This is a genomic window from Sphaerisporangium sp. NBC_01403, assembly GCF_045040145.1.
In the GTDB taxonomy this organism is placed as follows: Bacteria; Actinomycetota; Actinomycetes; order Streptosporangiales; family Streptosporangiaceae; genus Sphaerisporangium; species Sphaerisporangium viridialbum.
Window position 1 is genome coordinate 945,402 of the sequence record NZ_CP109534.1, and the last position, 13,882, is coordinate 959,283.

Annotated in this window: 12 protein-coding genes; 8 read left to right on the top strand and 4 right to left on the bottom strand. The window is 67.6% G+C overall.

Annotated elements, in window-relative coordinates:
• Positions 1–25 precede the first annotated feature (25 nt).
• Entirely contained in the window at positions 26–3,019 is a 2,994-nt protein-coding gene (locus OG589_RS04040; RefSeq protein ID WP_405146274.1) for an endo-1,4-beta-xylanase, read from the top strand.
• A gap of 21 nt (positions 3,020–3,040) precedes the next feature.
• Entirely contained in the window at positions 3,041–4,576 is a 1,536-nt protein-coding gene (locus OG589_RS04045; protein WP_405146276.1) for a glycoside hydrolase family 43 protein, read from the top strand.
• Positions 4,577–4,748: 172 nt separating this feature from the next.
• Here OG589_RS04045 and OG589_RS04050 read toward each other — a convergent pair whose 3' ends face one another.
• Complete coding sequence (locus OG589_RS04050; protein ID WP_405146278.1) at positions 4,749–4,955, bottom strand: FKBP-type peptidyl-prolyl cis-trans isomerase; 207 nt, start codon at positions 4,953–4,955, stop codon at positions 4,749–4,751.
• 297 nt (positions 4,956–5,252) lie between these two features.
• Between OG589_RS04050 and OG589_RS04055 the strand changes: the two genes are divergently transcribed.
• From OG589_RS04055 to OG589_RS04070, 4 genes are all read left to right on the top strand, one after another.
• Complete coding sequence (locus tag OG589_RS04055; RefSeq protein WP_405146280.1) at positions 5,253–7,628, top strand: 5'-nucleotidase C-terminal domain-containing protein; 2,376 nt, start codon at positions 5,253–5,255, stop codon at positions 7,626–7,628.
• Positions 7,629–7,746: 118 nt separating this feature from the next.
• On the top strand, positions 7,747–8,379 hold the full coding sequence (locus tag OG589_RS04060; protein ID WP_405146282.1) for a hypothetical protein: 633 nt from the start codon (positions 7,747–7,749) through the stop codon (positions 8,377–8,379).
• 399 nt (positions 8,380–8,778) lie between these two features.
• On the top strand, positions 8,779–10,818 hold the full coding sequence (locus OG589_RS04065; RefSeq protein WP_405146284.1) for a cellulose binding domain-containing protein: 2,040 nt from the start codon (positions 8,779–8,781) through the stop codon (positions 10,816–10,818).
• A 164-nt stretch (positions 10,819–10,982) separates the two neighbouring features.
• A complete protein-coding gene (locus OG589_RS04070) occupies positions 10,983–11,621 on the top strand; it encodes a hypothetical protein (protein WP_405146286.1) in 639 nt (212 codons plus the stop codon).
• 106 nt (positions 11,622–11,727) lie between these two features.
• On the opposite strand, the gene OG589_RS04075 is transcribed toward OG589_RS04070, so the two are convergent.
• Both OG589_RS04075 and OG589_RS04080 read right to left on the bottom strand, forming a co-directional pair.
• Positions 11,728–12,171 carry a type II toxin-antitoxin system VapC family toxin gene (locus OG589_RS04075; protein WP_405146288.1) on the bottom strand — a complete coding sequence of 148 codons (444 nt, stop codon included), beginning with the start codon at positions 12,169–12,171 and terminating at the stop codon, positions 11,728–11,730.
• Positions 12,168–12,359, bottom strand: coding sequence for a hypothetical protein (locus OG589_RS04080; protein WP_405146289.1), 192 nt, complete (start codon positions 12,357–12,359; stop codon positions 12,168–12,170). Before OG589_RS04080 ends, OG589_RS04075 begins: the two co-directional genes overlap by 4 nt.
• 176 nt (positions 12,360–12,535) lie before the next feature.
• On the opposite strand from OG589_RS04080, the gene OG589_RS04085 reads away from it, so the two are divergent.
• Both OG589_RS04085 and OG589_RS04090 read left to right on the top strand, forming a co-directional pair.
• Entirely contained in the window at positions 12,536–13,345 is an 810-nt protein-coding gene (locus OG589_RS04085) for a helix-turn-helix domain-containing protein (RefSeq protein ID WP_405151953.1), read from the top strand.
• Between the two features lie 27 nt (positions 13,346–13,372).
• Complete coding sequence (locus OG589_RS04090; protein WP_405151954.1) at positions 13,373–13,609, top strand: DUF397 domain-containing protein; 237 nt, start codon at positions 13,373–13,375, stop codon at positions 13,607–13,609.
• A gap of 100 nt (positions 13,610–13,709) precedes the next feature.
• Here the strand turns inward: OG589_RS04090 and OG589_RS04095 are convergent, their stop codons facing one another.
• On the bottom strand, positions 13,710–13,835 hold the full coding sequence (locus OG589_RS04095; protein WP_405146290.1) for a hypothetical protein: 126 nt from the start codon (positions 13,833–13,835) through the stop codon (positions 13,710–13,712).
• Positions 13,836–13,882: the final 47 nt, after the last annotated feature.

The following is a 13,882-nucleotide window of genomic DNA, read 5'->3' on the forward strand; positions in this document are numbered from 1 at the left end:
TCTACCTGACCTTGAGGAGACCAGCATGCGGTTGCCCCGTTCCTGGGTGGCGGCTGTCCTGTTATGCCTGCCCTTATCCGTCCTGTCGCTCCCTGCGGCGCAGGCGGTATCTGCGCAGGCCGTACAGATCGCGAAATATGACTTCGAAGACGGCACCACGCAGGGATGGGGGCCACGAGGTTCCGGGGTCGCGGTCAGGGTGGCCCCGGACGTGGCCCACACGGGAAGCGGCTCCCTGCTGACCACCGGCAGGACCGAGACCTGGCACGGAGCGTCCATCAGCCCGCCGCTGGAGAAGGGGGTGGCGTACTCCGTCACCGCCTACGCGCGCCTGGCCGCCGGGCAGCCGTCCAGCACGGTCGCGCTCACCGTGCAGCGCACGTCCGCCGGCGGGACGACCACGTACGAGCGGGTCGGCGCCGCCACGGTCACCGACGCGGCCTGGACCGAGATGGCCGGCACGTACACCTACGCGGAGGACTCCACCGAGCTACAGCTCTACGCCGAGAGCTCGGAGGCCACCGGCGAGTACTACCTGGACGACATCACGATCACCGCCGACGCCGACCCCGGGCAGTCCGGCGTGACCACCGACTTCGAGAGCGGCACCACGCAGGGATGGACGGCGCGCGGCTCGGCCTCGCTGACGGTCAGCACGGCGGAGGCCCACGGCGGCACCGCGAGCCTGCTGGCCACGGGCAGGTCGGCCTCCTGGGACGGGCCCTCCCTCAAGGTCCTCGGCAAGATGACCAAGGGGTCGAAGTACACGCTGTCGATCTGGGTGCGGCTCGGGCCGGACACGGCGGCCGGCGAGCTGGGCCTGTCGGTGGAGCGCCGCCTCGCCGGTACGGCGAGCTACGACCGCGTGGTGGCCCCCACCGCGATCACGGCCGGGCAGTGGGTCCAGCTGAAAGGTTCATACACGCTGGCCTACGACGTGGACTTCCTCAGCGTCTACGTGGAGTCCGGAAGCGGCACCTTCCCGTTCTCGATCGACGACTTCACACTGGCGTACGTGCCGCCGAAGCCGATCCAGACCGACATCCCCTCGCTCAAGGACGGGCTGCCCTTCGACGTGGGAGCGGCGGTCGCGCGGGCCCAGACCCTCGGCGAGCACGGGCGACTGCTCACCAAGCACTTCGACAGCGTGACCCCGGGCAACGCGCTGAAGTGGGACGCCACCGAGCCGCGCGAGGGCGAGTTCACCTTCGGCGACGGCGACCACCTGGTGGACTACGCCACCGAGCACGGCCTGAAGTTCCGCGGCCACACGCTCGCCTGGCACAGCCAGACCCCCGACTGGGTGTTCAAGGACGGCGACCGCGACCTGACCGCCACCCCCGCCGACAAGGCCCTGCTGCTGAAGCGGCTGGAGAACCACATCAGAGCGGTCGTCGGCCGCTACAAGGGCAGGATCCAGACCTGGGACGTCGTCAACGAGGTCGTGGACGAGAACCAGCCCGACGGCATGCGCCGCAGCCCGTGGTTCCTGATCACCGGCTACGACTTCATCCGCACGGCGTTCCGCGTCGCCCACCAGGTGGACCCGGCCGCCAAGCTCGTGCTGAACGACTACAACACCGAGCTGCCGCGCAAGCGCCAGGCCGTCTACAACCTGGTCAGGAAGCTCAGGGGCGAGGGAGTGCCGGTCGACGCCGTCGGCCACCAGCTCCACGTGAACATCGAGCAGGCCCCGGCAGCCGAGATCGAGAAGACCATCGAGCTGTTCGCGGGGCTCGGGGTGGACCAGCAGGTCACCGAGCTGGACGTCAGCGTCTACACCGACTTCGCCTCCTCCTACGCCACCGTGCCCGCCGAAGTGCTGGCCCAGCAGGGGTACCGCTACAAGGAGATCTTCGACGTCTTACGCCGGCAGGCCTCCCACCTGTCCTCGGTGACGGTGTGGGGCCTCGCCGACGACGCCACCTGGCTGTCCTCCTTCCCGATCACCCGGCTCAACCCGCCGGTGCTGTTCGACGACGAACTCCAGGCCAAGCCGGCGTACTGGGGCGTGGCCGACCCGTCGCGGCTGCCGCCGCTGACGCGGAGGCTCGACGCGCCGAAGGGCACCGTCAAGATCGACGGGGAGCGCGAGCGGCAGTGGGACCTGCTGCCCGACGCGCCGGTCGCCCGGGTGGGCGACCTCGCCGCCGGGTTCCAGGCCCGCTGGTCTCCCGCCGGCCTCGCCGTGCTGGCCGAGGTGCGCGACCCGTCGCGCGACAAGGCGGACACGGTGACCTTGCGGGCCGGTGGCACCGCCCACGTCATGAAGCGTGACGGCGGTGCCCGATGGTACGACACGCGGGCCGTCAAGGGCGGCTACCGCGTGGAGGCACTCCTTCCCGCCGGGGCGGCGCTCGGCGGGAAGGTCCCCTTCGAGCTGGTCGTGCACGACGTCAGGGGGGAGGTCTCCTGGAAGGGAGAGCTGACCCTCACCCCGGCGGTGAGCCTGGCCACGGCGCGCAGGGGCACGCCGGTCATCGACGGGGTCGCCGACGCCGCCTGGGCCAAGGCCCCGGAGATCCGCACCGCCACCTGGATCCAGGGCACCACCGGTGCCACCGCCACCGTCCGCGCGATGTGGGACGCCGGGCACCTGTACGTGCTCGCGCGCGTCACCGACCCCGCGCTCAGCGAGGCCTCGCCCAACCCGTGGGAGCAGGACTCCGTCGAGATCTTCGCCGACCCCGGGAACGGCAAGACCAAGGGGTACGACGATGACGACGGGCAGTACCGCGTGTCCTTCTCCGGGAAGCAGACCGTCGGCGGCACCTTCGACGCCTTCGCCGTCAAGGACAACCTGACGAGCGCGGCGAAGATCGTTCCGGGCGGCTATGCCGTCGAGGCGTCGATCAGGCTGCCGACGGTCACGCTGGCCGCCGGAAGCCTCCTGGGCTTCGACATCCAGGTCAACGACGCGACCGCCGCCGCCCGTACGGGGGCCGTGACCTGGAACGACGCCTCCGGCCAGTCCTACCTCAGCACGGCGGGCTGGGGAGTGCTCGAACTGACCAGATAAGCAGACGAAAGGCCGCGTGCGGTGCGCTTCAGCAACCCGATCCTGCCGGGGTACCACCCGGACCCATCGATCTGCCGGGTGGGCGAGGACTACTACCTGGTGACCTCGACCTTCGAGTGGTTCCCCGGCGTGCCGGTCTTCCACAGCAGAGATCTGGTGCACTGGCGGCAGATCGGGCACGCGCTCGACCGGGCGTCCCAGCTTCCCGTGGACGGCATACGGCCGAGCGGAGGCATCTACGCGCCCACGCTGAGGCACCACGACGGCGTGTTCTATCTGGTCACCACCCTGGTGGACGGGCTGATGGAGTCGGGCAACCTCCTCGTCACCGCCACCGACCCCGCCGGGCCGTGGAGCGAGCCCTACTGGCTGTCCGACACCGAGGGGTTCGACCCGTCCCTGTTCTTCGACGACGACGGCCGGGCGTGGGCGCACGGCACCCGCCCCGCCCGGCCACAGCGGTACGAGGGACACACCGAGGTCTGGCTCCGCGAGCTGGACCTCGACGGCATGAAGCTCGTCGGCGAGGAGCACGTGCTCTGGGAGGGCGCGGTCAAGGGCGCGATCTGGGCCGAGGGGCCGCACATCTACAAGGTCGACGGCACCTACTACCTGCTGGCCTCCGAGGGCGGCACCGAGCACGACCACGCCCTGAGCGTCGCCCGCGCGGACACGGTGACCGGGCCGTACACCGGGAACCCGCGCAACCCGGTCCTCACCCACCGCAACCTCGGCCGCGACCACCCCATCGTGGGCACCGGCCACGGGGACCTGGTCCAGACACCGGGCGGCGAGTGGTGGATGGTGCTCCTCGCCATGCGGCCGTACGGCGGCTACCACTACAACCTCGGCCGCGAGACGTTCCTGACGCCGGTGCGGTGGGAGGACGGCTGGCCCGTCCCCGGCCCGGTCGAGCTCACCGCCGAGGGGCCGGACCTTCCCGTGCACCGGTGGCCGGCCGCGCCCGCCTGCGACAACTTCGACGCCGTACGGCTGGCGCCCGACTGGAACCACCTGCGCACGCCGCGCGAGCCGTACTGGACGCTCACCGAGCGCCCCGGGCACCTGCGGCTGCGGGGACGGCCGGAGTCGCTCACCGAATGGACCAATCCGAGCCTCGTCGCCCGGCGGCAGCGGCACGCCCACTTCGCCGTGCACGCGGCCATGGAGTTCACCCCGTCGGGTGGGGAGCGTGCAGGTCTGGCGCTGGTGCAGAACGACGACTTCCACATCCTGCTGGTCATGACCACCGGGGGGCTCGTCGTGATCAGGAGGGAGGGCGGCGCCGACCGCACGCTGGCGCAGGCGGACGTGCCCGGCGGGCGGCTCTGGCTCGGCGTGGAGGCACACGAGCAGGAGTACCAGATGTCGTACGCCATCTCGCCGGGGGAGTGGCGTCCGCTGGGCGACCCGGTGGACGGCCGCGTCCTCAGCACCTCGCTCGCCGGAGGCTTCATCGGCGCCTACATCGGCATGTACCTCTCCGGCGAAGGCCACCCGAGCGACAACGTCGCCGACTTCGACTGGTTCGAATACCTCCCCCTGCCGGGCGTCTAACGCCGGGTCACCGTTCTTGCCGCCTGCACCAGGTCGTCCGCTACCTCGCCGCCGGCCCTCCGGGGCTCGCGCCGACACCCTCCGGCCCCTGAATCTATGACGGGGCACAGTGGCCCGACGCCTGCCGCGGAGCGCGAGATGCCGTCATGGCGACTGAGTCGGTAATCAATGGTCAGTGAACGGCCTTAACCGCGAGTAGGTCAACCAGAAAGACAAGCGGCTCATTCGGCGGGATCGCGCGTTTTCCGGCTGCGCCGTAGGCCTGTGCGGCCGGGATGGCGAGTTCGCGCCGGCCACCGACCTTTATGTCACGCAGACCCTTGTCCCAGCCCTCGATGACCTGGCCCGCCCCCAACACAAAGGTGAACGGGGATTGCAATGCCAGGACGCGTCGAACTTGCCGGCCACAGGGGTCCGCATTGCGACGCGTCGGCCGGTGGGTCCGTGACCGCGAGCAGGAAGGGGCGAACCGCGGACTCATCGTCGATCCCCCGGCCGGGCCGACCTGGAAAGTCGCAGGTTGCAGGCATGAACCCGGTGCATGCCCCGGCCATCTCCCCGCTAAATAATTGTCCAACATTGTTCACGTTAGTACGTCAATGTGCCTGCTTGACATGATTTGTACTTTTCTCCCAGACTTGCGAACCCTGATCAACCCGATAGGAAGGACCGTCACGTGTTAAGAGCCTCGACCGCCTACCAGAGACGAGTAGGCATCGTCGCCCTTGGGCTCGCGTGCCTCGCCGCGATCGGACTGCCGGTCGCCCACGCCGAGCCGAGCTCTGACGACAGCGTCTCCGTCACGGTCATGAACACGACCGATCTACATACCCACCTCTTCAACTGGGACTACTACGCGGATAAACCGGACACGGGGCGTGGCCTGAGCAGGGTCTCCAGCCTCGTCGAAAAGGTCCGGGTCGAGAAGGGCCGAGACCACACTCTGCTGCTCGACAACGGCGACACGATCCAGGGCACGCCGCTGGGTACCTACTACGCCAGGACCGAGCCGATAACCAAGGGCACGATCCACCCGATGGCCGAGGCGATGAACGCGATCGGCTACGACGTCATGACCTTGGGCAACCACGAGTTCAACTACGGGGTCGAGACTCTGCGAGCGTTCGAAAAGCAGGTCGACTTCCCGATACTCGGCGCCAACGTTCACGACTGGAACAGCGGCGAGCCCGCTTTCACCCCCTACATCATCAAGACGATGTCGATCGAGGGGCACGATCCGATCCGCGTGGGCATCCTCGGTCTGACCACACCTGGCTCCGCCATCTGGGACAAGTCCAGCGTTGAAGGGCGGCTTCGCTTCAACGGGATCGTCGAAGAAGCGAAGAAGTACGTACCGATCATCCGCGACCAGGGTGTGGACATCCTCGTCGCCTCCGTCCACTCCGGCACCAGCACGGGCTCGTCGTACGGCGACCAGATCCCGTTCCCCGAGAATGCCTCCACGCTGCTCGCCCAGGAGGTCCCCGGCATCGATGTGATCATCGCCGGGCATTCTCACAGCGAGATCCCGCAGCAGTTGGTCACCAACAAGGCCACCGGTAAGCAGGTGCTTGTCACCCAGGCAGGCTCCTGGGGCAAGGTTCTCGGTGTGGTCGACATCGATCTCGCGAAGGTCGACGGTCAGTGGAGCGTGGCCTCGAAATCGTCCAAGCTGCTGCAGGCGAGCACCGCGACCGACGACCCGAAGATCATCACGTTGACCGGCGCGGCGCACCAGAAGGTGGTCGATCACGTCAACGGTGTCATCGGCACGTCTCTCGAGACCATGCCGATGCGGGAGGCCCACTACAAGGACGTCGCCGCACTGGACTTCATCAACTACGTCCAGGCGGAGGTCGTGAAGAAGGGCCTGGCGGGCACGCCCGAAGCATCCCTTCCGGTCCTCTCCCTGGCTGCGCCTTTCGACGCCAAGGCCGTCATCCCGAAGGGGAACGTCACGATCCGTGACATGGCGGGAGCGTACATCTACGACAACACGCTGATCGGCGTGAAGATGAACGGCGCCCAGATGAAGGACTTCCTGGAGTGGTCGGCGAAGTTCATGAAGCAGGTGTCGGTTCCCGGCCCGTACAAGCCGGGCACCGTGACCGGTAACGGCCCGGCGTACAACTACGACGTCGCACGGGGACTGACCTACGACATCGACGTTTCCAAACCCGCTGGGGAGCGGATCATCAACCTCTCCTTCAACGGGGCGCCCCTGGACCCCGCCCAGGAGTTCGTGGTCGCGACCAACAACTACCGCCAGAACGGCGGTGGCAACGCGCCCCACATCGCCACCGCGCCGATCGTCTTCAATCCCCTCACCGAGGTGAGGGACGAGATCATCGACTGGATGATGGAACACAAGACCATCGACCCGGCCGCGTTCGCGCGTGTGGACTGGCGTCTGGTGTACAAGGGCGAGCCGGCCCTGGTCCTGGACACCGTCGCCACTCTGACCCCCAGCTCCACCGAACTCAGCTTCGGAGATCAGCGGACCGGGGAGCAGAGCGACCCGATGGCGGTGCGGTTCACCAACACCAGCCAGTCCACGATCACCGTCAACTCTGTCGAAGTGCCCTCGGGCTTCGTCGTCTCCGATGACACGTGCCAGGGCCGGCAGCTTGCCTCGGGCGCCTCCTGCAGCGTGTCCGTGGCGTTCAAGCCGACCGCCGGCACGACCTACACCGGAAACCTGGTCGTCCGAAGCACCGCCGCCAACAGCCCGACCACGGTGGCACTCAGCGGAACCGCACTCGGTGTTCCGCTGACCGTGACCGCCCAGGCCCGCTGCGTGGGCACATCGGCGTACGTGGCGGTCACGGCCGTCAACGACGCCTCCGTGCCGGCGAACGTGACGCTGTCGACCGCCTACGGTGCCAAGACCGTGGCGGACGTGGCCACGGGCAAGCAGGCGTACCAGTCCTTCAACACCCGGACCGGGCAGCTCGCCGCGGGCACGGCGACCGTGACGGGCACCGCGACGATCGGTGGCAAGCAGGTCACCTCGTCCTACGACGCCACCTACACCGCGACCAGCTGCGCCTGACCGGACCGGCGGTGGCCACGGTAAATGCGCCGTAGGTGCCCGGGGACGCCGCCCTTAGTGAACCGGGGCCGGTCGATTCGGCCGGCCCCGGCCCTGCACCCATAAATGGAGCGATCAAATGAAGACCAAGAGAACTGCCCAGATACTCGCCGCATCGGTGCTCGGCCTCGCGCTTGCCGGTGTGGCCGGTCCCGCGATGGCGGACGGCGACCCTGACAGCGACGGGATCGAGGTGTCGGTGACGATCGAGCCCCTCCGTGTTCCCGGTCAGGTGTCGATGACCGTGGCGGACAACAGCGGCGTGACCCTCGCGGAGAACGGGTCGAACGCCGCCGCCCGCCAGTTCACCGGCACCCTGCCGACGGTCACGGTGACCGACACCCGCCTTCCCGAGGAGATCCCCGCGGGAGACTTCTGGGCGGTGGTGGGCCAGTCCAGCCAGTTGGTCGCGACCGGCGACCCGGCCAAGACCATCGGCCCGGAGTACCTGGGATGGACCCCGCACCTGCTGACCGGCTCCTCCACCGGGTCGGTGGCGCCCGGTGAGCCCGTCTCCAGTGTCGTCTCCGACGGCACCGGAGCACCCGCCGTGGGTCTGCAGGGCCAGGAACTGCTCGTCTCGACCGCGAACTCCGCTGACGAGATCGGCACCCACCAGGTCAACGCCGACCTCGCGCTGCGCACCCCGGTCGACGTCGCCGCCGGGGAGTACCACTCGACCCTGACGCTCTCGCTGTTCAACCAGTCCTGAGCCGAAGGGGCAGGACGCCCCCTGCCACTGGGTCCGTCCGGGACGTGTGCCAGTCTGGCCCACGTCCCGGACCTTCACGATCAGACAGGAGACACCTCTGTTGGCCAAGAGCCGTTCACGGGGCGCCCTCGCCCTCCTCACCGACCCCTGATCCGGAAATCGGAGAGTAACCGGGCAGGCCGGCACTATTCCCGCTGCATCGAGCACAGGCGTTTCACCCGGTACGGCGGAGCCTGGATGTACGCCGGGGCGATCTGAATCCGCCCGGCACGGCAACCGTACAGAGTGAAACTTTCACCGACGGTTGACGCCCGTGGCGCCAGCCCGCAGGATCATGGGGCCTCCCTGGTCAGGAGGGAGCGTCAACTGAATTGCCGCTACCCATGACGAGGTGTGCCCATGCTCAATGTCCCCTCACGGATCGCGTCCGCCGTCCTGCTGACCCTGGTCGCCCTGAACGTTCCCCCCGCGTACGCCGACGACGTCACCCCGGTCGCGGTGACCGTCAACGCGCGCGCCGCACTCGCAACCGTCCCCGAAACCGGCATCGGCACCAACCATGCGATCTGGGACAGCAATCTGGGCACCGACGAGACCTCGGACCGGCTCAAGGACGCGGGCGTGAAGCTGCTGCGCTATCCCGGCGGCTCCTACTCCGACATCTATCACTGGGCCGACCACACCGCTCCCGGCGGCTACGTGGCTCCCAACACCGATTTCGACACCTTCATGCGTGGCGTGCGGCGCACCGGAGCGCAGGCGATGGTGACCGCCAACTACGGCACCGGCACCGCCAGCGAGGCCGCCGGCTGGGTCCGCTACGCCAACGTCACCAAGAAGTACGGCGTCAAGTACTGGGAGATCGGCAACGAGAACTACGGCAACGGCCACTACGGCTCCGCCTGGGAGGCCGACGACCACGCCGACAAGAGCCCGGCCGAGTACGCGCGCAATGTCGTCGCCTACGCCGAGGCGATGAAGGCGGTGGATCCGACCATCAAGATCGGCGCTGTGCTGACCACAGCGGGCGACTGGCCCGACGGGCTGGTCGCCGGCGGCGACGACGGAACCTGGAACAAGGTCGTCCTGTCGATCGCCGGACCGAAGATCGACTATGTGATCCTGCACTGGTACCCCGGCGCCTTGGACAAGGCCGGCCGCGTGCCCGACATGATCTATCTCACCCGCCGGCAGATCGCCGAGTACGCGGGGCCCGGGTCGGAGCGGATCGGCATTTCGATGACCGAGTTCAACACCGGGACCAGCAGCAACGGCACGAACACCCAGCCCGGTGCGCTCGCCGCCGCCGACGCCTACGCGACGCTGCTCGCGAACGGCGTGTTCACGGTCGACTGGTGGAACGTGCACAACGGCATCGGCAGTGTCACGCAGGTCGCGGGGCACACCGACTACGGCGACTTCGGCCTGCTGTCGAGCGCGACCTGCACCTCCGACGGCAGCGTGTGCGAGCCGGCCTTGAACACACCCTTCGCGCCGTACTACGCGCTGCAGATGACGAGCAGGTTCGCCCGTCCCGGCGACCAGTTCATCCGGGCCGCCACCGACCAGGCGAAGGTCAGCGCGCACGCCGTCCGCCGCCCCAACGGCGATCTGGCGGTCCTGTTGATCAACACCTCGCCCGACACGTCCTTCCCGGTCACGATCGGTTATTCCGGCTTCAGCCCGGCCTCCGGGGCGCCGACCGTGCTGACCCACACCAACGGCGCCACCGACATCACCGGCTCGACCTCGGGGAGCGCGACCAGCCGGACGCTGCCGCCGCTGTCGCTGACCACGATCGTTGTGCATCCCAGCTCTGCGCAGACCGGACTGCCGGGCGCGCCGGGGCAGCCGACGGTCTCGAACGTGACGGACAAGACCGCCACGATCTCCTGGCCCGCCGCCTCCGCCGGGACGCGTCCGATCGTGAAGTACGAGGTCTACCGCCACGACGGAGCCGTCGGCGAGCAGCTCGGTGAGACCGCCGGTAACTCCCTCACCGTCAACAACCTCAAGCCGGGCACGCGCTACACGGTCAACGTGGTCGCGCGGGACAGCGGCGGCGGCGTCTCGTCGGCCTCCCCGCCTCTCACGTTCACGACCGGCACGCCCGCCTCCAGTTCCTGCACGGTACGGCTGACCGACCAGTCCGACTGGGGCAACGGCTACGTCGGCGCCATCGACATCACCAACAACGGCGCGCCGATCAACGGCTGGACCCTGAACTTCAGCTGGCCCAGGACGTGGCAGAGTCTGGGCAGCGGCTGGAGCGCCGTCTGGACGCAGAACGGCTCGAACGTCAAGGTCGTCAACGAGCCCAACAACGGCTCGCTGCCCACCGGCGCGTCGACCACGATCGGCTTCGTCGGCAACTACAGCGGCCCGAACATCCTCCCCGCCGTCTTCACCCTCAACGGGACTGTCTGCACAACGAAGTAGCACTGGTAGCACCGTCCGGGGCCGTCCCGCGCAGACGTCCCCGGACACGCACCCGAAGCCGCGAAACGGGCGGGTCACGGCGTTGATGTGATGCTCAGGGTCTACGCCAAGTGCATCGACGGCCAACGATCCCTTATCTGATATTCGGCCTTCCCGGTGTGGGCATGCTCTTCTGGCTCACCCGCTTAATCAAGATCCTCCGGCAACGTCGCGTACTCAAGTACGTCGATAAGCCCTGGAAACACAGGCTTCGAGGCCCTTCGCGTTGTTCAGGAGAGAACGCGGACCATTGGGCGCCCTTTATTGGACCCGCCCGTGTAGCGCGTGACGGGTGCACGCCGTTCTGCCCACCCAAACCCTTTCCCAATCCGAGCCTCGTCGCCCGGCGGCAGCGGCACGCCCACTTCGCCGTGCACGCGGCCATGGAGTTCACCCCCTCGGGTGGGGAGCGTGCCGGTCTGGCGCTGGTGCAGAACGACGACTTCCACATCCTGCTGGTCATGACCACCGGGGGGCTCGTCGTGGTCAGGAGGGAGGGTGGCGCCGACCGCACGCAGGCGGACGTGCCCGGCGGGCGGCTCTGGCTCGGCGTCGAGGCGCACGAGCAGGAGTACCAGATGTCGTACGCCATCTCGCCGGGGGAGTGGCACCCGCTCGGTGAACCGGTGGACGGCCGCGTCCTCAGCACCTCCCTCGCCGGAGGCTTCATCGGCGCCTACATCGGCATGTACCTCCCCGGCGAAGGCCACCTCAGCGACAACGTCGCCGACTTCCACTGGTTCGAATACCTTCCCCTTGCGTAACGAAGATCCCGTCGCGGGCACGACACGTTCGATCGAGGCGTCGGTGAGCAGAGGAGACCCGCGCTCTGCCCACCGACACCGGCTCACGCACGGACGTTGAATGAAACTAGGAGGGGTCGGGCAAGAGCCAGGAGATCGGCTTGATCTTAGAGACGCTGACGGACATGCCGACGAGCTTCGTGTCGACTGTCGCGACGTCGGTGATGTGCAGGCGCTCGGCCATCGCGATCACGGCGGCGTCGACGTACCCCATCGGTGCGCTGGCCATCCGCCGGACCAGGTGGGCGACGCGGAGCAGGTCCTCATGGGTCGTCATGGCCACTTTGAAGGGGCCGGAACCCGAACTCATATGGTCGAGCAGCTGTGCCTCGTAGTCGGCGCCCCGGCGGAAGTTGTTCCGGATGAACCCACACGTCTCCACGAGCACGGGCTCAGGGACGACGAGGGGCCCCGGCCAGCTTGCCAGGAGCCTGCTACAGCGCACATGGTAAAGATCGCCCGGCGAGTAGGTGGCGATCAGGGGGCCAGAGTCGATCAGGAGCTCCTTCACGCACTGCGCCTGATCGTCTCCACAGCCTCGATGATCTCCCTGCCCATACGCGCCTCGGCCATTACCTCGCGATAGGTCTTGGAGAAATCGTGCTCTTCGGTGGGACCTAGCCCGACCCAGGGGAAGCGCTGCCGGATGGCCTCGTAGTCGAGCGGAGCCTCGCCCGCCGCCTCGGTGCTCTCGTCCATGATTTGAGTGTAGACAATCACGATCCGAGTATAGATAGTCACCGTACGCCATGAAGGGCCTTCTGTGGCTCGCGCGAACCGTGAATCGAACAGCCAGTAGTCGACGCGAGGGAGATCCAGTTCAGCGGCCTGGTCTCGGGCCAGGTCGCGCTGCTCGGTGTTGAGCCGCTCCAGCCCTGCGGCGTCACCGGAGAGGAACCACCTGTCTCAGTGGTGAGGTTGGACGTCATCTGGAGCGCTCGGCGTCGACCATCAGCCGCATTGAGACCGGGAAGACCGTGCCGCGGCTTCGTGATGTGCGGGACATGCTTGACATGTACGGAGTCGTTGACGGAGATCAGCGGGAGTTGCTTCTCGCCATGGTGCGAGACGCTCAGCAGAAAGGGTGGTGGACGGACTACGAAGACGTCTTGCCCGCCGGGTTTGAGACGTACGTGGGTCTTGAAGCCGAGGCCGCATCATTGCGCACCTACCAAACCAACCTTGTCCATGGGCTGCTGCAGACCGAGGACTATGCTCGTGCCCTTCTTCGCGCTGTCCGGCTCATGGACAGCCAGGACAGCGTGGACCGCCTCGTCGCACTCCGGATGAGACGTCAGGCAGCTCTCGGACGTGATCACCCGCTTGAGCTGTGGGCTGTGCTTGACGAGGCTGTCCTGTGCCGTCCCATCGGTGGTTCCGCCGTCATGCGGGCCCAGTTGGAGCGACTCATAGAGGCCGCCGGCTCGCTCGCTGTCACCATCCAAATCCTGCCATTCGCGAAGGGTGCACACGTCGGGCTTATCGGCCCGTTCTCGATCATCGAATTCCCTGACGTAAGCGACCCCGATGTCGTCTATGCGGAAAGTCCCGCAGGAAACCTGTACGTAGAGAAACCGACGGAGGTGCGTCGCTATACGCTGGTTTTCGACCATCTGCGCGCTGCTGCGCTGCCACCGGATGAATCAGTGGCTGTCCTCGCCGCAGCGATGAAGGCGATCAGGTGACCGAGACGGGAAGGGGCAGGATCCATGATGGACGCGTCGCAGCTCCATTGGCGTAAGAGCACGCGCAGTGCCAACGGATCGGAGTGCGTAGAGGTAGCCACGATGGGCACCGCCTCAGACGCAGGAGTACAGGCCCCTTCGGTCCTGCTACGTGACAGCAAGAACCCGTCCGGCCCAATCCTCGCCTTCACCTCGGTCCAATGGCGTGTCTTCGTCTGTGGAGTGAAAGACGGATGGCTCGGGGGAGGGAAGGCCAGGCGGTAAAGGTGAGCCGCACGTGGGCGCCTTGTCCGCGATCTGCCCAATTCCGCATTTGGCGCGATATACGGCCATGTTGCCCTCGTAACGCGGCAGATGGACTGGCTCATGCGAGCTCAAGGGACGAGTCATCGGCGTCCTCGCCTCGGTAGCCGTAGGTCGGCTGTGGCACGGCGGCGACCACACCGCCTGGCAGCCAGGAGCGGTGCCGCCCGGCGGAGAGGGGGTGCATGGCATGTCGAGAATGGCGCTTCGCCGTTCGTCGTCATGCTGGACGAT